Annotated in this window: 21 protein-coding genes; 15 read left to right on the forward strand and 6 right to left on the reverse strand. The window is 36.5% G+C overall.

Features of this window, described 5'->3' with window-relative positions; translation table 11 throughout:
• Positions 1 to 6 precede the first annotated feature (6 nt).
• From IEV57_RS08940 to IEV57_RS08995, 12 genes are all read left to right on the forward strand, one after another.
• Positions 7 to 1,230, forward strand: coding sequence for a cysteine desulfurase (locus IEV57_RS08940; protein ID WP_188441865.1), 1,224 nt, complete (start codon positions 7 to 9; stop codon positions 1,228 to 1,230).
• A complete protein-coding gene (locus IEV57_RS08945; protein WP_188441867.1) occupies positions 1,227 to 1,655 on the forward strand; it encodes a SufE family protein in 429 nt (142 codons plus the stop codon). Before IEV57_RS08940 ends, IEV57_RS08945 begins: the two co-directional genes overlap by 4 nt.
• Before the next feature lie 5 nt (positions 1,656 to 1,660).
• Positions 1,661 to 2,002: a DUF59 domain-containing protein gene (locus IEV57_RS08950; RefSeq protein ID WP_188441868.1), complete on the forward strand. Its 342-nt coding sequence runs from the start codon at positions 1,661 to 1,663 to the stop codon at positions 2,000 to 2,002.
• A gap of 19 nt (positions 2,003 to 2,021) precedes the next feature.
• Positions 2,022 to 2,441, forward strand: a complete 420-nt coding sequence (locus IEV57_RS08955; protein WP_188441871.1) for a BrxA/BrxB family bacilliredoxin — start codon at positions 2,022 to 2,024, stop codon at positions 2,439 to 2,441.
• A gap of 304 nt (positions 2,442 to 2,745) precedes the next feature.
• A complete protein-coding gene (locus tag IEV57_RS08960) occupies positions 2,746 to 4,035 on the forward strand; it encodes a citrate synthase (protein WP_188441873.1) in 1,290 nt (429 codons plus the stop codon).
• Between the two features lie 86 nt (positions 4,036 to 4,121).
• Positions 4,122 to 4,382: an acyl-CoA-binding protein gene (locus IEV57_RS08965; protein WP_188441875.1), complete on the forward strand. Its 261-nt coding sequence runs from the start codon at positions 4,122 to 4,124 to the stop codon at positions 4,380 to 4,382.
• A gap of 210 nt (positions 4,383 to 4,592) precedes the next feature.
• Positions 4,593 to 6,371: a DEAD/DEAH box helicase gene (locus IEV57_RS08970; protein WP_188441877.1), complete on the forward strand. Its 1,779-nt coding sequence runs from the start codon at positions 4,593 to 4,595 to the stop codon at positions 6,369 to 6,371.
• Positions 6,372 to 6,518: 147 nt separating this feature from the next.
• On the forward strand, positions 6,519 to 7,235 hold the full coding sequence (locus IEV57_RS08975) for a 16S rRNA (uracil(1498)-N(3))-methyltransferase (RefSeq protein ID WP_188441879.1): 717 nt from the start codon (positions 6,519 to 6,521) through the stop codon (positions 7,233 to 7,235).
• Positions 7,232 to 7,729, forward strand: a complete 498-nt coding sequence (locus IEV57_RS08980) for a hypothetical protein (protein WP_188441881.1) — start codon at positions 7,232 to 7,234, stop codon at positions 7,727 to 7,729. The genes IEV57_RS08975 and IEV57_RS08980 overlap by 4 nt, the downstream gene beginning before the upstream one ends.
• Before the next feature lie 18 nt (positions 7,730 to 7,747).
• Positions 7,748 to 8,887, forward strand: coding sequence for an alpha/beta hydrolase (locus IEV57_RS08985; RefSeq protein ID WP_188441883.1), 1,140 nt, complete (start codon positions 7,748 to 7,750; stop codon positions 8,885 to 8,887).
• A gap of 327 nt (positions 8,888 to 9,214) precedes the next feature.
• Positions 9,215 to 10,645: a leucyl aminopeptidase family protein gene (locus tag IEV57_RS08990; protein ID WP_188441885.1), complete on the forward strand. Its 1,431-nt coding sequence runs from the start codon at positions 9,215 to 9,217 to the stop codon at positions 10,643 to 10,645.
• Between the two features lie 3 nt (positions 10,646 to 10,648).
• On the forward strand, positions 10,649 to 11,866 hold the full coding sequence (locus IEV57_RS08995) for an ATP-grasp domain-containing protein (protein WP_188441887.1): 1,218 nt from the start codon (positions 10,649 to 10,651) through the stop codon (positions 11,864 to 11,866).
• A 39-nt stretch (positions 11,867 to 11,905) separates the two neighbouring features.
• On the opposite strand, the gene IEV57_RS09000 is transcribed toward IEV57_RS08995, so the two are convergent.
• The 4 genes from IEV57_RS09000 to IEV57_RS09015 are packed head-to-tail and all read right to left on the reverse strand — an operon-like array spanning position 11,906 to position 13,685.
• On the reverse strand, positions 11,906 to 12,637 hold the full coding sequence (locus tag IEV57_RS09000; RefSeq protein ID WP_188441890.1) for a hypothetical protein: 732 nt from the start codon (positions 12,635 to 12,637) through the stop codon (positions 11,906 to 11,908).
• A gap of 23 nt (positions 12,638 to 12,660) precedes the next feature.
• Complete coding sequence (locus IEV57_RS09005) at positions 12,661 to 12,861, reverse strand: helix-turn-helix transcriptional regulator (protein WP_014773936.1); 201 nt, start codon at positions 12,859 to 12,861, stop codon at positions 12,661 to 12,663.
• A complete protein-coding gene (locus IEV57_RS09010; RefSeq protein ID WP_188441892.1) occupies positions 12,851 to 13,231 on the reverse strand; it encodes a hypothetical protein in 381 nt (126 codons plus the stop codon). The genes IEV57_RS09005 and IEV57_RS09010 overlap by 11 nt, the downstream gene beginning before the upstream one ends.
• 10 nt (positions 13,232 to 13,241) lie before the next feature.
• Positions 13,242 to 13,685, reverse strand: a complete 444-nt coding sequence (locus tag IEV57_RS09015) for a hypothetical protein (RefSeq protein ID WP_188441894.1) — start codon at positions 13,683 to 13,685, stop codon at positions 13,242 to 13,244.
• 234 nt (positions 13,686 to 13,919) lie between these two features.
• Here IEV57_RS09015 and proC point away from each other — a divergent pair, with 234 nt between their 5' ends.
• A complete protein-coding gene (gene proC, locus IEV57_RS09020) occupies positions 13,920 to 14,723 on the forward strand; it encodes a pyrroline-5-carboxylate reductase (RefSeq protein WP_188441896.1) in 804 nt (267 codons plus the stop codon).
• 24 nt (positions 14,724 to 14,747) lie between these two features.
• Here the strand turns inward: proC and IEV57_RS09025 are convergent, their stop codons facing one another.
• A complete protein-coding gene (locus IEV57_RS09025; RefSeq protein WP_188441898.1) occupies positions 14,748 to 17,606 on the reverse strand; it encodes a PD-(D/E)XK nuclease family protein in 2,859 nt (952 codons plus the stop codon).
• A 211-nt stretch (positions 17,607 to 17,817) separates the two neighbouring features.
• Here IEV57_RS09025 and IEV57_RS09030 point away from each other — a divergent pair, with 211 nt between their 5' ends.
• Both IEV57_RS09030 and IEV57_RS09035 read left to right on the forward strand, forming a co-directional pair.
• Positions 17,818 to 18,039 (forward strand): hypothetical protein, encoded by a 222-nt coding sequence (locus IEV57_RS09030; RefSeq protein WP_188441900.1) that lies wholly within the window; start codon positions 17,818 to 17,820, stop codon positions 18,037 to 18,039.
• A complete protein-coding gene (locus IEV57_RS09035) occupies positions 18,036 to 18,356 on the forward strand; it encodes a type II toxin-antitoxin system RelE/ParE family toxin (RefSeq protein ID WP_188441902.1) in 321 nt (106 codons plus the stop codon). The genes IEV57_RS09030 and IEV57_RS09035 overlap by 4 nt, the downstream gene beginning before the upstream one ends.
• Here the strand turns inward: IEV57_RS09035 and IEV57_RS09040 are convergent.
• Positions 18,346 to 21,567, reverse strand: coding sequence for a UvrD-helicase domain-containing protein (locus IEV57_RS09040; RefSeq protein ID WP_188441904.1), 3,222 nt, complete (start codon positions 21,565 to 21,567; stop codon positions 18,346 to 18,348). The genes IEV57_RS09035 and IEV57_RS09040 overlap by 11 nt on opposite strands.
• Between the last annotated feature and the right edge of the window lie 6 nt (positions 21,568 to 21,573).

The raw sequence follows: 21,573 nt of genomic DNA on the forward strand, positions 1-21,573 counted from the left end.
ATTTCTATGTCATTAAATATTGAAAACATCAGAGGAGAATTCCCAATTCTTCACCAAGAAGTGAATGGGCGACCTTTGATCTATTTTGATAATGCTGCAACGACGCAGAAGCCTTTGGCTGTCATTGAAGCCTTGTCTCACTATTACAAAACTGATAATTCAAATATTCATAGAGGAGCGCACACTTTAGCTGATAGAGCTACGCGCTATTATGAGAATACTAGAAGCTTACTCCAATCTTTCCTCAATACAAAAGAAGTTGAAGAAATAATCTTCACCAAAGGTACAACAGAAGGCATCAATTTGATTGCTTCTACTTATGGTAGAAAATTCATCAATGCTGGGGACGAGATCATTATTTCTGCTATGGAACATCACGCCAATATTGTTCCATGGCAAATGCTTTGTGAAGAAAAAGGTGCACTACTTAAAATAATCCCAATCAGTGATATGGGCGAATTGGACATAGAAGCTTTTGACAGCATGCTTTCTTCAAAGACCAAGCTTGTCAGTATTGTCCACGTTTCCAATACGCTCGGTACAATCAATCCTGTAGAAGAAATTATTGAGAAAGCCCATGCCATTGGAGCAAAGGTATTGTTAGACGGCGCTCAAAGTACAAGTCATTTGGAAGTAGACGTACAGTCACTTGATTGTGATTTCTTGGTCTTCTCTGCGCATAAACTATATGGCCCGACAGGTCTTGGGGTGATGTATGGGAAAAGAGAAATTCTTGACAGCATGCCTCCTTACCAAGGAGGTGGAGAAATGATCAAGGAAGTGACGTTTGAGAAGACAACATACAACGAACTCCCCTTCAAATTTGAAGCAGGTACTCCGAATATTGGTGATGTAATCGCTTTTGGAAAAGCCTTAGAATTCATCAATAAAAATGGAAAAAACGCTATCAAAGCACATGAAGATGAATTATTGGAATACGCAACAGTACAGTTGAGTAAAATAAAAGGCTTTATTCCTGTAGGAACTGCGAAAAACAAAATCAGTGTAATTTCTTTTAATATCAACGGAATGCATCCATTTGATGTTGGTATGATGCTAGATGCTAACGGAATTGCTGTGAGAACGGGACATCACTGTACGCAACCGTTGATGCAGAGATTCGGTATTGAAGGAACTGTGAGAGCATCATTTTCTGTTTACAATACCAAATCAGAAATTGATAGCCTTGTAGCTTCAGTTTCTAAAATTGCAAAAATCAAGAATAAATGAGCATTCAGGAAATTCAAAACGAAATCATAGACGAATTCCAAATACTTGGAGACGATAGGGAATCAACCATATTTTACATTATGGAATTAGGAGGGAAACTTCCTGAGATGCCCGAAGAGGATAAAAGTGAAGAGAATATTATTAAAGGTTGTCAATCTAAAGTTTGGCTGACGGCTAGTGAGTCAAATAACAAAATCAACTATTTGGCTGATTCCAACACAGATATTACAAAAGGTTTAATCAGTTTGTTAATTAGAGTACTTTCAGGCAGATCGCCTGAAGAAATCATTAAAGCAGAACTAGATTTTATAGAAAAAATCGGAATGGGAAATATCATTGGATCACAAAGATCTAATGGCCTTGCTGCGATGATCAAACAAATGAAATTGTACGCAATAGCTTATCAAGCTAAACTTAATGCATAAATATTATGTCAGAGACTACAAATAACATGGTGGAAATTCCTAGTCAGGAATTAAAAGAAAAGGTGATAACAGCCATCAAGCAAGTGTATGATCCTGAAATCCCCGTGGATGTATACGAATTAGGATTGATTTATGAAATAAGCGTTTATCCAGTCAATAATGTTTTCGTGTTGATGACACTTACTTCGCCAAACTGTCCTTCTGCCGAGTTTATCCCAAGTGAAATAAAAGATAAGATTCAACAAATTCAGGGAATCAATCATGTTGAATTAGAGTTGACATTCGATCCACCATATTCTCAAGATATGATGTCAGATGCAGCAAAACTTGAATTAGGATTTCTTTAAAATTTAAATAGCTAAAAATATGTATCCAGAGGATTTAATAGCACCAATGCGTGCAGAATTGACTGAAGTAGGTTTTCAGGAATTCAGAACAGACGAAGATGTAACAAATCATCTTAAAGATCATAAAGGAACTACATTTGTTGTGGTAAACTCAGTATGCGGTTGTGCTGCAGGAGCTGCAAGACCGGGTGTTAGGATTGCACTTGATAAGAGTAGTGTAAAACCAACAAATCTCGCAACAGTATTCGCGGGTAACGACGTATCTGCCGTCAACAAGATTAGAGAAGCCGTTTTGCCTTATCCTCCATCCTCCCCTGCCATGGCATTGTTTAAAGATGGCGAATTGGTTCATTTTGTTGAAAGACATCATATTGAAGGTAGGAATGCTCAAATGATCGGTGATCACCTTGTCGAGGTTTTTGAACACTTCTGTAAATAAAAAAATGCCCTTCGGGGCTTTTTTTTTGCTAAAAAAATATAGCAATTTTGTAAGAACGATTCAATAGAATATTTTGCTACAGAAGCAATTCATTTTAAATAAAACTTAATTCTAACCAATATTATTGAAAAACAAACCTCCTATGAAATGAATGATGCATAATAGTATTGTTAGACATGAGATGTTGAAATTTTACCATTGATACGAATTTTCATGTAAATAACAACCGATTTACCTAACTTAAGGGTTTGAATAGAGTTAAATGATAAAGAAATAAAATAACTATAAATAATAATAACCAAATATGTCAGATACAGCGAAGTTATCATACGGAGGGAAGGAATACGAACTCCCAGTAATTGAAGGTACAGAAAATGAAAAAGCAATTGACGTTGCAAAATTGAGAGCTTTAACTGGCTTGATCACAATAGACCCTGGATTTAAAAATACTGGCTCAACTTCAAGTGCAATCACTTACCTAGATGGTGAAAATGGTATATTGAAATATAGAGGTTATGGTATCGAAGAACTTGCAGAAAAGTCTTCATTTTTAGAAGTTGCCTATCTATTAATTTATGGTGACTTGCCTAGCCAAAAAGAATATGAAAACTTCACAAGAGAAATTACTACTCACACTTTGGTACACGAAGATATCAAGAAAATTCTTGATGGATTCCCATCAAATTCCCACCCAATGGGAGTACTTTCTTCTTTGATATGTTCACTTACAGCTTTCTACCCAGAATCTCTTGATCCTACCAGAAATGAAAAAGATGTAAATTTAAGCATCATACGTCTCCTAGCTAAAATCCCAACATTTGCTACTTGGGCATTCAAAAACAAGGTTGGTCATCCGGTAAATTATCCTGATAACAGTCTTGACTATTGCTCAAACTTCTTGAAAATGATGTTTGCACTTCCAGCAGAAAAGTATGATGTTGATCCTGTTGTTGCAAAAGCTCTAGATCAATTATTAATACTACACGCTGATCACGAGCAAAACTGCTCTACTTCTACCGTAAGAATGGTTGGTTCGTCTCAAGCAAGCATCTACGCGTCCATCTCTGCTGGTATCAATGCACTTTGGGGTCCACTTCATGGTGGAGCAAACCAAGCTGTAATTGAAATGCTAGAGGCAATCAAAGCTGATGGTGGAGACACTAAAAAATTCATCGATAAAGCGAAAGACAAGAATGATCCTTTCAGATTAATGGGCTTTGGACATAGAGTTTACAAGAATTTTGACCCAAGAGCAAAAATCATCAAGAAAGCTGCTGACGATGTATTGGCAAAATTAGGTGTAAATGATCCAATACTCGGTATCGCTAAAGAACTCGAAGAAGCTGCTTTGAGTGATCAGTACTTCATCGAGAGAAATCTTTATCCAAATGTGGATTTCTATTCAGGTATTATTTATAGAGCTTTGGGAATTCCTACAGACATGTTTACAGTTATGTTTGCTATCGGTAGACTTCCAGGATGGATCGCTCAATGGAAAGAAATGAGAGAAAACAATGAGCCAATCGGTAGACCACGTCAAGTATATACTGGTGCAACTGAAAGATCATACGTATCTATGAACAAAAGAGGATAATAAAATTATTCTTAAAAATAATCCTAAAAGCCTGAGGTTAATTTAGCCTCAGGCTTTTTTAAAATTTAAAAACATACTCAAAATATATGAATGCAAATACCTTAGATGAAGCCATGGCTCTTACGAAGAAATTCACAACAAAACCATCCAATGAAGAGCTTTTAAAACTTTATGGTTTATATAAGCAAGCCACAGAAGGTGATAATAAAGGAGAGACACCAGGTGGCTTTGATTTTGTGGCAGCAGCAAAGCATAATGCTTGGTTAAATAATATTGGAAAGAGCAAAGAGGAGGCACAGCAACAATATATCTCCTTCGTTAATAGCATCTCCACAAAATATATTTGATTGATTAACAAAATATTTGTTAATCAAATAAGAATATTATTAAAGAATATTCTAAAATCTTTACACAATGTATTGGTAATCCAAATAATTAATTTTACCTTTGCAACCGAATTAAAATTATAACATTTTTCTAACCGTGGGTTTCCTTACTGTCGCTTACTTTGGGATGCTTCTAGGAAATCATGGTTCAGAAGAGTAAGGAAACATTTCATGGAACAAGAATTAACATTCTCTGACCTTGGGATTTCATCAGAAATCCTAAAGGCAGTAGAAGATATGGGTTACACCCAACCTTCTACTATTCAATCACAAACTATACCTCTTTTGCTTGACGGCAGAGATGTCATTGGACAAGCTCAAACTGGAACTGGTAAAACAGCAGCATTCGGTATTCCAATGATTGATCAAGTTGATCCAACAATCAACAAACCACAAGCATTAATCCTTTGCCCTACACGTGAGCTTGCAGTTCAAGTAGAAGGTGAAATCGTAAAACTTTCTAAATACAAAAGAGGCATTAGCAGCACTTGTATTTATGGTGGTGAGTCTATCGATAGACAAATCAAAAGTTTGAAGAGAGGTGTTCAAATAGTAGTGGGCACACCTGGTCGTATTATGGACCACATGCAAAGAAGAACTCTTAATCTAAGTCAAGTTAGCATTATCGTATTAGATGAAGCTGATGAGATGTTGGATATGGGTTTTAGAGATGATATTGAGACGATTTTAAGCTCAATGCCAGAAGAAAGACAAACAGTCTTTTTCTCAGCTACAATGCCAAAACCTATTCTTGATTTGACAAGAAAATACCAAACCAATCCTGAGATTGTAAAAGTATTAAGAAAGGAATTGACTGTAGAAAATATCTCTCAAGCTTATTATGAAGTAAGACCAAGCTTAAGAATTGAATTGATGGTAAGATTAATGGACCTCAATCAATTTAAATTAAGTGTGGTATTCTGTAATACAAAAAGAGCAACAGACGAAGTAACTGAAGCATTGATTTCTAAAGGAATCATGGCAGAAGCTCTTCATGGCGATCTTTCTCAAGCACAGAGAACCAAAGTAATGAATAAGTTCAGAAAAGGAACTTGCTCTGTATTAGTAGCTACAGATGTGGCCGCTAGAGGTATTGATGTAGATGATGTAGAAGCAGTATTCAATTACGATTTACCATTAGACGAAGAGAACTACGTTCATAGAATCGGTAGAACTGGTAGGGCTGGAAAATCAGGTATGGCATTAAGTTTTGTAACTGGTAGAAAAGATACTTATAGATTGAGAGATCTTGAGAAATTTATCAAGACTACAATCCATAAAATGGATCCACCTTCGGTAACTGACTTGGTTGAGTTGAAAAAAGCTTCTTTGGTGAAAGATGTAACTGCATCAATCAATAAAAGTGGTGACAATCAACTTTTCGAAGAAACTATTGGAATGATGTTAGCGGAAGGTTTGACTATTGAGCAAGTTGCTCTTGGTTTGATCAAAATGCAAATGGGTGAAACTGTCAAAGAAATGGGAGATCAAAACTTCAGCCTTGAACTAGGTGGAGGAAGAGATCGTGATAGAGGTGACAGAGGATCTAGAAGAGGTGAAAGAGATTTCGGAGGTAGAGGTAGAGGCGAAAGAGGAGACAGATTCTCAGGTAGCAGAGACCGCTCTGAAAGAGGTGGTGACAGATTTGATAGTAGCGAAAGAGGACCTAGAAGAGAAAGAACTTCTTCTAGAGAAAAAGGCGTAAGAGAGCCAGGTATGGCAAGATTGTTTATCAATGTAGGTGCAAAAGACAGAATTCGTCCAAACGATATTGTTGGAGCTATCGCAGGTGAGACAGGTGTACCAGGCAAAAGCATTGGAGGAATCGATATTTTTGATAACTTCTCTTTTGTAGACGTACCACAAAAAGATGCAGAACACGTAATCAGTGTGATGAGAGACAATACCATTAAAGGTAAAGTTGTAAACATTGAGATTTCAAAAGGTTAATTTCTTAATTGATATTTATAAAAGCGTACTCCACACGGGGTACGCTTTTTTTGTTTTATGAATTAAATCATAAGAGATATTTGTCACACAATGCGTTCTTATCAAAAGCATTACTTATTTTAGCTTATAGTTTAAAATATCAAGCCCATGCAACTATTTTTCCATGAACATACAAGTGATGATCAATTCACACTTGATATTGAAGAGTCAAAACATCTCATCAAAGTTTTGCGAAAGACACAAGGTGATCGCGTTAATTTCACAAATGGAAAGGGCTGCCTTTTTCATTGTGTAATCATAGACGATAATCCTAAAAAAGCTCAAATTAGAATCGAAGAAAGAGAGTTTCTACCCGAAGACGATTATTACATTCATTTGGCGATTTCCCCTACCAAAAATTCAGAAAGAATGGAATGGATGGTTGAGAAATTAACTGAAATAGGAGTTCATGAAATCACCTTTATGGAATCTGAATACTCTGAAAGAAGCCATCTCAAACTGGAAAGACTAGAAAAAAAGATCATTGCAGCATGTAAACAAAGTCTAAAAACACGTGTTCCTAAACTGAACCCTGTTAGGCCAATGAACGAGTTGGTTCAGGACAGCGAGTTCAATACTTATCAGCGGTTTATAGCCTATGTGGATAAGGAAAATGATCGTCATCTATTTGATAAAGTCAAGCCAGACAATGCCTACTTGATTTTAATTGGACCTGAAGGTGACTTTTCTCAACAAGAACTTCAATTAGCTTTTGATAATCATTTCTTGCCTTGTTCTCTGGGAAAAAGTAGACTAAGATCTGAAACCGCAGGTGTCGCGGCAGTACATACAATTCAACTTAAAAATAATTTAAAAGAACTATGAAAAAGACGATTTTCTATTTATCAATATTAGCTACATTTTTTGCTTGTCAGACAAACACTCAAACTGAGGAAACAAGCACAGCTGTAGGCCATGAGGGGTGGTTAGAAGGAACTACGGAAGAAAAATTTGAAGAAGTAGCGCATCAGCTAGGTGGCTTTAGCAGAACAATGGTAGAAGTTTCCTACCGATATTCAGAGCTCTATTGGGCTGGAATGGACGAAAATTGGGGATATGCAGACCATCAGGTAGAACACATCATTGAAGCTATGGAAGACGGATTGAAAAGAAGACCTGAAAGAGCTGAGTCTGCTGAGAGTTTTATGAAAGAATCTATTCCAGCAATCGAAGAACTTATAAAAAAAGAAAATAAAGAAGAGTTTTTAAAAGGGTTCAGAGCGCTCACTTCCGGTTGTAATGCTTGTCATGCCAAAGAAGGTGAATCTTATATTATGATTGCTGAACCAGAAATCAGGACTTCTCCTGTTAGGTTCTAATAGAAAATCCCAATACTAATGAGTTTAGAAAACGTGGTCTTGCCTAAGGAAAATAGAATAGTGAATAGAGAAAAAGGCATAACCTTTATTCTAAAAACCGATGAAGATGACGATAGGCCCGTCTTTATCGCTGGAAATTTTAACAATTGGCTTACTCAAGATAAGCGATTTCAAATGGTAAAACTGGAAGTTGGTAAGTACAGCTTCCAATTTCCGGCTAATTTTGAATTCCCAATTCCTTTGGAATACAAATTCACCAAAGGCGATTGGTCAGAGATTGAAATCGACCGATATGGTAATAAAACTCCGAATAGGGTTATAACAGAACTTGTTGATCTTCAAGAAGAATATGTACCAAGATGGAGAAGAAATTGGCTTCCATTTCAGGAAGAACATTTACCGAAAATTCATTTGATCTCAGAGGAGTTTGAAATTCCCCAACTGAACAAAACCAGAAAAATCTGGGCTCTCCTCCCCCACGACTACGAAACTTCCAACGAAGACTACCCTGTACTCTACCTTCAGGATGCACAAAATCTTTTCAATGAAAATGCAGCATACGGTAACTGGCAAATTGACAAAAAGCTTGCTGTCATGTCATATTATGGTATTGGGAAAATCATTGTGATAGCTGTAGAACATGCTGAAAAAGAGCGAATTATTGAATACAATGTAGGAAACACTTTGCTAGGTAAGGGTCAAGGGAAAAAGTATATCCGATTTGTTACAGATACGCTCAAACCGTTTGTAGATAAAAACTTCAGAACCAAACCACAGCGAGAGTTCACTGGTATCGGTGGAAGTTCTATGGGAGGTTTGGTAAGCATTTTTAGCGGATTGATGTACCCGGAAGTGTATGGCAAACTGATGATTTTCTCCCCTTCTTTGTGGGTTTTACCAAAGATTAAATTTGCCTTTTTAGATTTGTTTGAGCCATCCAACACCAAGATTTATTTATATGCTGGTGGAGATGAGAGTGAAACAATGATCAAGCATGTCAAAAAGTTTAAAAAGAAGTTACTTAAGCATGATGCGGTCAATGAAAAGATGAAAATTAGACTTTCTATCAACGAAGAAGGAAAACACAATGAAAGCTATTGGAGTGATGAATTTCCTAAAGCAATAGAGTGGTTGTTTTTTAGTGATAAAGTGGAATAATAAGATTATCCAAAATCAGGATAGAAAGTACCAAATTTGAACCATAGCTAAATAGATCGACTGACGACAGTCAGTAGTCCAAAGCACTATAAATCAATTGAACTAATTAATACAAGCAGTTTAAATTGAGATGTACTATTGAATAATTATGAGTGTCTCTTTTACAAAAGTGACCAAACAAATCAGTATATTTTTAAATAATTAATGCACTGATAACTAATCGACTAATAACGATTATCCGCATTATCATTTGTGATAAATATGCATTCCGGTGTCTTTGCGGATTATTATAAATAAATTTAATTTTAGCAATTCAACACCAACAATATGAAAATCAAAATCAAATCAGCTGCTTCTGAACTTGGAAAGCTGGTCATTATCCCATTTTTTGAGAAAATTTCAGGTATAGAATTACCTATTAGCTTGCTTGAAACACAGGTATCTAAAAATGTGTTTTCTGGAAAAAAAGACAGCCTGTTTATACTTGAAAGATCAAATACAATTTACATTCTTTTGGGTTTAGGTTCTGAACCTACCTACAATTCAATTCTAACAGCTTTTAGAAGAATCACAGCAAAACATGCAGATTTGATCGAGGATGAAATTGACTTGTATTTTACAGCTGATTTTTCAGCAACACAGGTACAAGCTGCATTGAATGGTTTGATGTTAGGAACCTATCGTTTGAGTCATTTTAAAAAATCAGAGAAGCCATCTAAGAATTGGAATGCTATTCAATTAGGTATTCTATCCAGTGAAAACGATATTGAAAAGCTTGCTAAGGATACTATCAAAATTTCTGAAGCTCAATTGGAGTGCATGAAACTGGTTGATTTACCTCCCAATACAGCTACCCCATCCTATTTGAGTGATTGGTCAAAGGAAGCATCTGAAAAATATGGTTTTAGATTAGAAGTCCTAGATAGAGAAGCTGCCACAAAAATAGGATTGAAAGCTTTTTTGGCTGTAAGTCAAGGAAGTGAAACCGATCGAGCCCCACAATTTATCATTGCAGAATATAGAGTTGAAAATCCTAAAAAACACCTTGGACTAGTAGGTAAAGGAGTAACCTTTGACACAGGTGGATTGAATATCAAAACTGCAGGCATGGTGCACATGAAATGCGATATGGGAGGAGCTGCAACAGTTCTGGGAGCACTGCAAGCTATAGCAGATTTGAAGTTGCCCTATGATGTAACTGCGATTGTGCCTTGTGTGGAAAATGCTGTTGATAGCCTTTCATTTCTCCCTTCTGACGTGATCGGAAGCTATAGTGGCAAAACCATAGAAATCATCGATACAGATGCAGAAGGAAGATTGATTCTTGCAGATGGCCTCTCCTACTTGGTCAAAAATTACAAAACTGATCACGTTCTTGACTTTGCTACCTTGACAGGAAGTGCCGTAGGAACATTCGGGTATGACTGTGCAGCTTTATTTACGAATGACAAAGTACTTTCAGAGAATCTACAAAATGCAGGAGATCAAATCAGTGAAAGAATGTGGCCACTCCCCCTTTGGGACAGTTACAAATCTGAGATGGATAGTGAAATTGCAGACATCAAAAATTACAATGGCAAACCTGTAGCAGGTGCGATTACCGCTGCTAAATTTTTGGAAGCTTTTACAGAAAATCATCCTTCATGGGCTCACATAGACATTGCAGGCACAGCTTTCGGAGATTCGGAATTTGCAAAAACTAAACATGCCACTGCATATGGTGTCCATTTAATTGTTAAATTGTTGCAAAACTTATAACCTATGAACACCGATACCAAAACTTTTATCTGCATCTCTAACTTTTTTAAAGGAGGAGACTTTATGAAGCAATTGAACGAATTAGGAAATAAAGTCTATTTGATCACTTCTGAAAAGCTCAAAGAAAAACCTTGGCCTCAAGAACATTTGGAGGAGATTTTTTACATGTCAGGACAAGATTTGGATTGGAATTTAGAGCATCTACTCCTCGGAGTTGCGGATTTGATGAAGTCCAACAAAATAGAATCCATTATTGCTTTGGATGATTATGATGTCGAGAAAGCTACTTTTCTAAGGGAAAACCTAAGAATTCCGGGCATGGGGCAAACTACTGGTAGATATTTTAGAGATAAGCTTGCCATGCGAAAGCGTGCTATGGATGCTGGCGTTCTTGTTCCGGCATTTTCAGCATTATTTAATGATGAAGAGATTAATCATTTTGCGGATAATGTTTCAGCACCTTGGGTTTTGAAACCTAGGTCTGAAGCTTCAGCGAATGGTATCATCAAAGTTTATGACAAGGAAAATCTATGGAATCACATCCATGAATTGGGTGAAAACAGAAGTCGATACCTTGTGGAGCAATTCAAACCTGGCGACGTATACCATGCGGATGGTTTAAATCTAGAGGGAAAAACCCTTTCATGCACTGTTTCGAAATATTTAAGTACACCAATGGAAATCTCCCAAGGGGGAGGAATTTTCAGAAGTGCCAACATCGAATACAATTCTAATGATGATAAAGCAATCCAAAAAGCCAATGCACAAGTCATGAAGGCTTTTGGAATGAAAAGTGGTGCCACCCATACAGAATTCATCAAAAATAGAGAAGATGGTGAAATCTACTTTTTGGAAACGTCCAGTCGCGTAGGCGGTGCACATCTCGCTGAAATGGTGGAAGCTGCTACAGGGATTAATTTATGGGCAGAATGGGCGAAAATTGAAAATGCACTTGCTCGTGGACAAGAATATCAACTTCCAAAAAAACGAAAAGAATATGCTGGAATTGTGTTAACACTTTCCAAGTTTGAAAAGCCAGATTTATCATCATTTGACGATGCTGAAGTGTGTTTTAGAGTTCCCTTAGACTATCATGCTGGAATGATAGTAAGGTCAAAAAAACATGCGAAAGTGAGAGAACTGCTAGATAATTATGCTGAGAGATTAACAAAAGACTTTTCAACCACCGCTGATCCTGAGCAGCTCAAAAAATTTCATTAGTGAGTGAAATACAGTGACGTATTTCACTCACCAGATATCCTATTGAGCAGAAATCACAAGATATTCTTTGCTTTGGGTAACTGTCTTTACAGCAAAGCCTTGACTCTTCATATCTGATAGATTTTTCTCTAAACTATTAATATCTGAAATCTCAATACCAATCCTCTTTGATTGATCTTCAGAAGTCGCTACAAAAACATTATTCCCCAAGTTTTCATTTAAATTACTGACTAACTGCTCCAATGTAAATCCGATATATCTTCCTTTTCCATTTTTGATATCAGAATAAGACATCACTCCCGCATCCATGCTTTCTAACTTATTCTTTATAATAGTTTCATCTGAGATACTAATTTCATAAAATTCCAGTTCATAAGTGTTCTTGCTAGATTTCAATTTCAATTCTTTGAAAATAAAAGCAGCTACTTCTTTTCTCACTTCATCCAAAGGAACCGAACTTTTCAAATCCAACCTGTATTTTCGCTTATCCCCTTCTTCAAACTCCAAATATGGAGTATCCAAAAGAACAGCCATCACTTCTTCAAAAGATCCTGATTTTTGAATTAATTGTGGACCCCAAGCAGAGCCTTTTGTTTCGAAAGCAGTAAGAAATTTCTCTCTATGCAATTCCAACTCAAATCTGTCATTCTTCTCAATAATGACCGCTTCTTGTCTTGGCCCTTCTGTTTTTAGCGTTTCATATTTGATTACAAATGACGCTATTGATAGCAACATTATAACTCCGAGCAATACTACTTTTATCTTTTTCATGTGTTTCTGTTTAAAATTATAAATCAGTCATTTTCTTCTAGTGTAAAGATATCTTCTACAGATACTTCAAAGTTTTGAGCAATTTTTAAAGCAAGTACAGTAGACGGAACATACTTACCAGCTTCGATCGAATTGATCGTTTGCCTACTCACACCAATCCGATCAGCCAAATCTTGCTGAGTCATATCTTTTTTGGCTCGCTCTACCTTGAGACTATTCTTCATTGTTTTTGAAATAGAGTTGATAGTAGAAAACAAAAAGATAAATCCCAACGAAGATAATCCCAACCAAAATAGCCGGCATGGGCAAATTCACAAGACCCTCAGCTCTCCATTCATCGAATAAAGAAAATCCTAGAATGAATATCACTTGAATAAACACGGCAGTTTGTAGAGACTTCAACCGAACAGATTGAATCATTTCATCTTCAATTTTTTCTTTTGCTGATGCGATGATGAACAAGCCAAAAAATGCTAAACTCATCAGCAGCAGGAAATAGTAATAGCCAAATATCAAATGGCCAAAGACCGAAAAAAGAAATATAGAAAATCCAATGGATTTGAAATAGCTTGGTAATAAATAGTTGGGAATCATAAGTTTGAATTTATTTTGAGCGATGTTCATCAATTTGGTTAGATTTCCATATTTGATATTTCAATGCACCTAATACATAACTACTTAATAAAAACATGACCAATGGAGCTGATATTTTTGGCCCAGATATTAGTTCACTAGTGAAATTTCCCAAGACATGAACTACTATCAGAAATCCAAGCCCCCAAACCAGCCAGTAAAACCCTGTTTGAAATGCCTGAAGTCTGAAATGCTTGATCATTTCATCTTCCTTTTCCTCAGCGGTCAAGATCAAAATAATCGCTCCCATTGCCCAAAAAGCATAACCCAAATCTGAAACAGCATCTCCTGTCAGTTTAACTTCTAATAGAGATAGAATTACAATAGCAAGTATTGGAGCTGGAAATAAAAAGTAGGCGAAAATTTTCCATTTTTTATTTAATAACGGAACATGTAAAATTTTATCTTTTTCCATAAGTCAAATTTATTTTACCAAATGTAAAACAAACTTTACATAATATCAAATAGACTTGCTATATTTTTCTTTTATGAAAAACTACCCAAAGCCAATAGCTCAAAATATTACTTATATAATCACTAATTATTCGACTACAAATTTTATAATTCTGAGATCAATCAAACGTTTTTTTGATTAATCATCAACAAAAACACCAAATTGCTTAACTTCGAATCAAACCTAGTTTAAACCATGAATTCATCACATAAAATAGCAATCATTGGCTGCGGCAACTTAGGAACTTCCATTGCAAATGGATTACTTGAGCAAGCAGATTTTTCAGCCCAAAACTTACACCTCACGAAGAGAAACCCAGCCAATCTCTTCTATCTTCAAGATAAAGGTGTTCGCGTTCACTCAGATAATGTGTTAGCTACAAAAGAGTCTGACATTATCATTCTCGGAGTAAAACCTTATAATGTTGCTGCTATTTTAAAAGAAATCAAACCTGCTTTAGACCCCAAAAAACATACAATTATCTCCTTGGCAACTGGAGTGACTTTGGACGAAATGTATGAAGTGGTTTCTTCAGATATGGTGGTGTACCGCGCTATGCCTAACATTGCAGCTGACATCCAAGAATCTATCACTTGTATTTGTGGGAGAAATAATATCCTTGAATCAGATGAATTGGTAAAGCAACTTTTCAATCATATTGGTTTTTCTATTACAATCGACGAAGCTTTGATGGAAGCAGCTACCGTGCTTGGTGCTTGTGGGATTGCATACGTCCTCCGCTTTATGCGCGCGATGATCCAAGGTGGAATTCAAATTGGTTTTGATGCTAAAACAGCGAGTCAAATCGTCAATCAAACCGTCAAAGGAGCAGCAGAATTGATGATTCAAAAAAATATGCATCCAGAAGAAGCGATTGACAAGGTTACGACACCAAAAGGATGTACCATTGTCGGACTCAATGAAATGGAACATCAAGGCTTCTCTTCTGCCATGGTGAGAGGCGTCTTAGCTTCCTATGAAAAGATCGCTAAGGATTAATCAAAATAATATTTGATCACTCCATTACCTTCCACAAATCCCAATATAGGGACAATAAGCACATTTCTTTAGGTCATCGGTCTGATTGAATGCAACTTCAGGATCATAAAGTTCTTCTAATAAACCTCGCAAACCTGCTTCATATTCCTGCTGATAATCCTTGTAATCATTGACCTCAACACCTGCTTTCCGAGACTCTTTTTCCTGTAGGTAAGGATTAAAATCGTCTTTAAAAATTTCCTTGAAATTGAAAATCGCAGGTTTTAGAGGAAGTGAATTTTCTGGATGCATGGCCTGATAAAGCAAGCCATAGTACATGGTTTGCATGGCAGCTTTATTTCTTTTGGAATCATCTCTATCAAATAAGCTAGCTGTGCTAGTGAAATCCTTTTTATCTGCACCTGATTTATAATCAATCAATCGGATCGACCCATTTTGTTCATCTACCCTATCTATCAATCCTCTCAAAGATATTAAACGAGGTCCATGGGCAGTATTGATTTCAAATTGGGCTTGATGGGCCTTTTCCATGGAAACAATTCTGATAGGAGCAGCAGCTTCATCAATTTCCAAAAGTCTAAAAATATACTTCTGCAAAACATCTCTTACGATTGCCATCTGACCGCTCAACTTGGTCTCGGCATTTTCTTCAAGATGGTAGAATTTTCTAATTCCCAGTTCGATGGCTGGAAAAACCCACTTTTCCTTTAAGGCTTTAAAATCACCTTTCTCCAGTGTATCTCTCCTACTTCTTTCCTGAAAACCCTGATATAGAAACTCCATGCTGTAGTGAGCAAGATTCCCAAAAACAGCAGCATCAATTTCCTCTTTGACTTCATCTTTCTCACTAATATTGGCTATGTATTGAAGATAAAATTTCAACCTACAATCCAAATGAACGCTCAGCGCTGAAGGTGAAAAAGCTGTGATTGATTTGCCGTTTTCTTGAACTACATATCGCTCTAAGATTTGTGCTATTTCTGGCTCTTTTTCAATATTGATTTCTCCAGTATTTTTCAAATCAATAGGAACATAGATCACTTCTTCCTCGTGTGACAAACCCATTTCCACCGTCATTTGCTGAATATAGCGACTCTTTTCACCCGCTTTTCCTTGGTCTGAGGCAGTCGTATAGATCATGTGGACTTCCTCAGCACTATGTAGCAGACGGTAAAATGTATAAGCATAAATCGCATCATTTTGCTCTTGAACTGGCAGCCCAAAAGCTCTTCTAATATTGAAGGGAATCATGGAATTTAAGCCTGCAGAAGGTGGAAAACTGTCTTCATTCATATTGCAAATAATGACCCGCTTAAAATCCAAATTCCTAGATTCCAAAACCCCCATGATTTGTAAACCTTGCAGTGGTTCACCTTCAAATGGCAACTTTACTTCTCTAAAAATCTGTCTGAATAGTCGAATAAAAAACTCAATATCAACCTTTGTTGCCTGCTCTTGCTCGAATATCGCCTGCAATCTATTCAACTGTTTGAAGCATTGGTAGAGATAGGATTTCTGAAGCGGTTCTTCCTCCAGCCTGTTAGCCAATTCCTCCATCAGTGTAGCTACATATTCAAAAAGCTTCTCAGAACTGAGTTTCTGGAAGATTAATTTAAAGAAACCTCCTCCTTGATGCAGGTCTTCTTGAGTAATATAAATCTGATTTTTTTCCTGCATTTCACTCAAAAGATACTTTGTATGCGCTTGATTAGCAGATTTCAAATAGATGGATGAAAGCAGATCTTTGACCGCTTTGTGGTAGAATAAGACCTTACCTTCTTCTACCTTAACATAGCGCTGCATCTCCAATACTGCCTCCAAAAAAGCATAGACAGGAGCATTTTTGACAGGGTAACCCATTGTCACGTTGACCTTGTCAATCTGAGAAGGGAGCGTATGTAAAATCGGGAATAACATCTGCTCATCAGGAAGAATAATGACGGTTTCTTCCCAAGCCTTTTCATCTTCTATATCTCCTAGTATAGAACCAACCAAATTGGCTTGATTGGTTTTTAGGGGTGTGGCATATGTTTGGATTTTTGCATTTCTAGATTGGATATACTCTGGAAGAGTCTCTGGAAACGTTGGTCCGAAAATTTTATCCTTTTGATAATCTCTGAAAAATAAGCCAGCTTCTTGATTCTTATCCACCAAATAATACGAGTCAATATCCCAATAAATCTCTGCTTCAAACTCAGATATAAAATGCTTGATCAACTTTTCCTCCGTCGCTGTAAAAGCATTAAAACCGATGAAAATATGCTTCTTTTCTGGCTTTTCGAGCGCATTTAAATGCTCAGCTACTTTTCTGTACAGCATTCCAGAATAGGCAAGTCCTGACACATCTAAAGAGGCATGGAAGGAAGCATAAAGTGGGCCGAGCATTTTCCAGAATTTCAAGAATTTCTCCTGATGACTTTTGTCTTGATGTTGGAAAGAACTCCAAAATTGCTTGATCAAATCAATTTGACTTTCACTTAAGAAACTCAGATCAGATTCTAAATCTTTGATTTCAGAGAGGTGATGATACAGCTTGGAGGCATTTGCCATAAACTGATCCAAATCATTGAAATCTTTCAAGATCATTTCACCCCAAAAGAAGAATTTATCAAATGGTTCGGGCTCAGGATGAATGCCTTGATAGACCTTGTACAATTCAAAAATCAAAGTCAGGTCATCAGCAGGTCTTTGTCCAGCATACTGATAAAATATATCTTCTATTGTCTTGATTTCGGGAAGCCATGTAGGTTCATTGATCAAAGTCCCAAGATGCTGCGTGAAGAAAAGTCCTGCTCGCCTGTTCGGAAGAATGATGCAGAGATCTTGAAGATTCTGATGATTGGACAAAATGCTTTGCGCTGTATTTTTTAAAAAACTGTTCATGGAAGAGATGTTAATAAACAAAAAAACGTTAAAAACTTAAGGAATAAAAGTAATTGACATTACTTGACTTGAAATTCAATAAACTTAAGATTCAGATTGATGATTTACCCAATACTTTAAAAAATTAGAATTATTAAACATCAAAAAAATTTAAATTTCAGCCAACCAATTCACATTATTTTTGATCAAATTTTAATATATTGAAATAATTATGAAACAGGTAACACTTAATATTCCCGAAAATCTTTATTCCTTTTTCATGGATTTAGTGAAAAATATGGGAATAGAGAAAATTCAAGAAAAGGAAATCCCTACCAATGATAGTGATCTAGAAGTTCCTGCATGGCAGAAAGAGGAAGTTCTTAAAAGAATAGCTTCCATGAAAAAAGATGAATATGTTTCTTGGGAAGACCTTGTTAAGGAAGTAAAATGAAACCAGATTATACTGTTTTATTTAATCCCTCAGTAGCTCAAGATATTAATAAAAATACTGAGTACTTTTTAAACGTTGTGAAAAATGAAAAAATGAAAGAAAAATTCTTAAAATCGATTGAAAAAACGATTTCAAACATAAAATCAAATCCCTTTCACTACCAAATAAGATACTCCAATATAAGATTGATCAAGGTCAAACCATTCCAGCATCTTTTACACTTTTGGATTGATCAAGAAAAACTTCAATTAAAAATAGAAGGTATTTTTCATCCAAGTCAAAATCCTAGAGACTGGGAAAAAAGAATCAATCATTGATAACAGAGATTATCTCCCCATTTTCTAAATAACATAAATAACCAGATGCAGGCTTTCCAGTGAGTTGAGCAACTAAATCCATATACTCTCCGACTTGCTTTTTGTGCTTTTCGTAAGGTTCTCCGGTTTTGAAGTCTACAACCATAGCATGATCTTGTTTGAGAATTATTCGATCAGGTCTTTTCATTTTTCCTCCCGGAAGGAGAATGCCTTGTTCGGCCAGCAATACCCCATCCGTCTCAAACCAAGATGCAAAAAGGCTGTTAGAAAAGAGTGCATCAAGCTGTTTTTCAACATCATCCTTTTCCTCAAGCGTCAATCTCCCTTCATAATAAAATGAAGCTAAGTTGAGCTTGGTATCCTCCTTACTTTTTGAAATTTCAAGAATTTCATGCACCAACAAACCAAAGTTTTGCTTTTTGCGCTGTTCTAAGCCTTCTGCCGAAAAATCAACGGCATACTTTTTTACTTTCAAGAGCTGTGTCCAATTCTGATAAGACCAACTCAATTGGTTGACAATATTTTCCTTTACTTCTCTTTTTTGATTTATTGGCCAATCGCCTACTTCAAAAACTCTAGTTTCTGAATTAAAATAATCCGATAAACTGAGTACACCTTCTTCATCCTTGCTATACATCAAGGCTTGTTGGATTTGTACTTGGAGCGAGTTTTGGCTATTAATCTTTTCTCTAAAAGGAGCAATTCCTAAAAACACATCTTCTGCTCGTGTTAACGCCACATAGATCATGTTTAAACTATCCAAATAAGCCATAACAGCTTCCTCTGCATAAATGTCTGCAAAATCAGATTGGGCAAGCTTAGAGCCCAAAGTCAAGGGAATGATTGCATCTAACTGCTTTTCTTTATCTTCAAATGGAGCCCAAACCACATTTGATTTTTTGTGATCAAAAATATCCCATTTCAAAAATGGCATAATGACTACTTTAAACTGAAGACCTTTGGACTTGTGAATTGTCAAAATCCTCATGGCGTTATGTCCTTCATGAATCTTCACGGTTCTTTTGCTCTGATGATCTTCCCACCAAGCTAAGAAACCAGCTAAATCTGCTCTGTTATTGGTTGTGAAATCATAAATCGCCTCCTTAAATCCAGAGATATAGGCCTTCTCCAATCCAAATCCTTGTAAATCGAGAATTCCGATCAATTCCTCGACCGCTTCCATCAAGGGCAATTGGAGTAATAACATTTCCTTTTCGACAAACTCAGCAACCTTTTGCTGCAAATGTCCAGGAACTTTACCCAAAGCAAAAAGTTCATGATTTACTTCCTCCCCAGCCAAAATAGAGCGATAGTACCACATGGTTTTGAATTGAACCTGATCTTCAGGATTATTCAAATACTTCAATCCTGCGACGAGCGCTTTCACAGATGCTGCTCTGAAAAGAAACATACTTTCATCAGAGAGCACATCAAAACTGTACGGTGAATCTGTATTTTCGGCTCCAAAAGTCATCAAAGTATCCGCGATAGCTTCTCCCTCCGCTTTCCTCCGCACCAAGAATGCAATGTCTTTCAAATCGTAGCCCTTATCTTGAAGTTCCATGACCATTTCGGGTAATTTGGATAAAGCAAGAGCATTAAATTTTCCCTCGTCCTCAAGCTCCTTATCCTCTTCTAGAAAGGAAATTTGAACTTTGCCTTTAAAATCAGAAGCTGCTTTCTTTTCTGAAATGTGCTGATGAACATCTAAGTAAGCCTTAGTAATAATTCCATCATTAGACCCATAATTTGATCTTAAAACATCTTCAAAGGAATTTGAAAGGGCTTTAAAAAGTGAATTATTGAAATTGATAATATTTGGAAGACTTCTATAATTTGTGTCCAAGCTATTACTTTGAACATTTTCTTCTCCAATTTCCTCTTCCACTTGCTCTAGGAGCAACTTCATCTCTCCACCTCTCCATCTATAGATAGATTGCTTTACGTCACCTACAAGTAAGTTGGTATGACCTTGTGCAAGGGAATTTTCCAAAAGCGGCTTAAAACTCGCCCATTGGAATCCTGAAGTATCTTGGAACTCATCAATCAGGTAGTTTCTGTATTGATTGCCGACTTTTTCATAGATAAACGGGGCGTCATTTTCTTTGGTAATTTCTTTCAGAAATTCATTGGCGTCAGAGATCAAGAGCATATTTTCCTCGTCTTTGAGAGCGGTAAGTTCTTCCAGCATATTTCTAAAAATCCCAAAAACAAAGATATTCTTCCCAATCATTTCAAGCGTGTTCCACTTGATTTCTAATGGTCGGAATTGTGCGAGAATCTGTCCTAATCCTTGGTGATAGGATGCGATGATAGCAACCTTACTTTTGCTAGTTTTAGTGTACCAACCTTCTTCATCATGTGCCAAAATTGCTTGAAGATCTGTCAAGTTCGGAACTGGACAATTTTTATCTCCGAGTTGATCGAATTTTTTGGCAAACGAAGATCCTGAACCTTTAAAATCCGTCCATTCTAAGCCATTGCCAACTCTGATTTGATTTGCTTGATCCTTGAGTTTAGTGGTGATCTCAATAATCTCAGATCTTCTGATTTTCAGAAAATTCTGAAGTTCGGTGATGTTATTTTTATCCTTCAAAAACTCTCTGATTTCGGGAGCGTATTTCTTGAAATCCTCTTGGAATATCTGTCTTCCTAGTTCTTTAATGTTTTTTCTTATATCCCAAGATTTCCCATTTTGGATCTGTTCTACAGCATAATCTACGAGCCATTTGTGCAGAAACTCATCATCCATCACCTGCATCACTACCCGATCCACTACCCTTTCCAAGACAGCATCCTGATCGAGTTCAACTTCAAATTTGGCATTGAGATCCATCTCTCTTGCAAAAGCACGCACTACCTTTTGAAAAAAGCTATCAATCGTACTGACAGAAAATCTAGAATAGTCATGCAAAATCGCTGTAAGGGTCTGTGATGCACGAAGTTTGAGTTCTTCAACAGAAAGTCCAAGTGCAGCCATGATTTCACCGTCCATTTTCTCATTTGGCTTGACATCAGTTTTTAAGCGTTTCAATTCTTTAATGATCCGCTCTTTCATTTCCTGAGTAGCCTTATTGGTAAAAGTTACCGCCAATATAGACCTGAAATTCTCTGGGTTTTTGAGGGCAAGTTTAAGATACTCCATGGTAAGCGTATACGTCTTACCTGAGCCTGCTGAAGATTTGTAAATGATAAAAGGTCTAGCTGCCATAGTCAA

It is taken from the genome of Belliella aquatica, assembly GCF_014637795.1.
Taxonomy (GTDB): Bacteria; Bacteroidota; Bacteroidia; order Cytophagales; family Cyclobacteriaceae; genus Belliella; species Belliella aquatica.

Coding starts and splice junctions, on each gene's coding strand:
- IEV57_RS08940 (WP_188441865.1), top strand. CDS start 7: ATGTCATTAAATATTGAAAACATCAGAGGAGAATTCCCAATTCTTCAC.
- IEV57_RS08945 (WP_188441867.1), top strand. CDS start 1,227: ATGAGCATTCAGGAAATTCAAAACGAAATCATAGACGAATTCCAAATA.
- IEV57_RS08950 (WP_188441868.1), top strand. CDS start 1,661: ATGTCAGAGACTACAAATAACATGGTGGAAATTCCTAGTCAGGAATTA.
- IEV57_RS08955 (WP_188441871.1), top strand. CDS start 2,022: ATGTATCCAGAGGATTTAATAGCACCAATGCGTGCAGAATTGACTGAA.
- IEV57_RS08960 (WP_188441873.1), top strand. CDS start 2,746: ATGTCAGATACAGCGAAGTTATCATACGGAGGGAAGGAATACGAACTC.
- IEV57_RS08965 (WP_188441875.1), top strand. CDS start 4,122: ATGAATGCAAATACCTTAGATGAAGCCATGGCTCTTACGAAGAAATTC.
- IEV57_RS08970 (WP_188441877.1), top strand. CDS start 4,593: ATGGAACAAGAATTAACATTCTCTGACCTTGGGATTTCATCAGAAATC.
- IEV57_RS08975 (WP_188441879.1), top strand. CDS start 6,519: ATGCAACTATTTTTCCATGAACATACAAGTGATGATCAATTCACACTT.
- IEV57_RS08980 (WP_188441881.1), top strand. CDS start 7,232: ATGAAAAAGACGATTTTCTATTTATCAATATTAGCTACATTTTTTGCT.
- IEV57_RS08985 (WP_188441883.1), top strand. CDS start 7,748: ATGAGTTTAGAAAACGTGGTCTTGCCTAAGGAAAATAGAATAGTGAAT.
- IEV57_RS08990 (WP_188441885.1), top strand. CDS start 9,215: ATGAAAATCAAAATCAAATCAGCTGCTTCTGAACTTGGAAAGCTGGTC.
- IEV57_RS08995 (WP_188441887.1), top strand. CDS start 10,649: ATGAACACCGATACCAAAACTTTTATCTGCATCTCTAACTTTTTTAAA.
- IEV57_RS09000 (WP_188441890.1), bottom strand. CDS start 12,637: ATGAAAAAGATAAAAGTAGTATTGCTCGGAGTTATAATGTTGCTATCA.
- IEV57_RS09005 (WP_014773936.1), bottom strand. CDS start 12,861: ATGAAGAATAGTCTCAAGGTAGAGCGAGCCAAAAAAGATATGACTCAG.
- IEV57_RS09010 (WP_188441892.1), bottom strand. CDS start 13,231: ATGATTCCCAACTATTTATTACCAAGCTATTTCAAATCCATTGGATTT.
- IEV57_RS09015 (WP_188441894.1), bottom strand. CDS start 13,685: ATGGAAAAAGATAAAATTTTACATGTTCCGTTATTAAATAAAAAATGG.
- proC (WP_188441896.1), top strand. CDS start 13,920: ATGAATTCATCACATAAAATAGCAATCATTGGCTGCGGCAACTTAGGA.
- IEV57_RS09025 (WP_188441898.1), bottom strand. CDS start 17,606: ATGAACAGTTTTTTAAAAAATACAGCGCAAAGCATTTTGTCCAATCAT.
- IEV57_RS09030 (WP_188441900.1), top strand. CDS start 17,818: ATGAAACAGGTAACACTTAATATTCCCGAAAATCTTTATTCCTTTTTC.
- IEV57_RS09035 (WP_188441902.1), top strand. CDS start 18,036: ATGAAACCAGATTATACTGTTTTATTTAATCCCTCAGTAGCTCAAGAT.
- IEV57_RS09040 (WP_188441904.1), bottom strand. CDS start 21,567: ATGGCAGCTAGACCTTTTATCATTTACAAATCTTCAGCAGGCTCAGGT.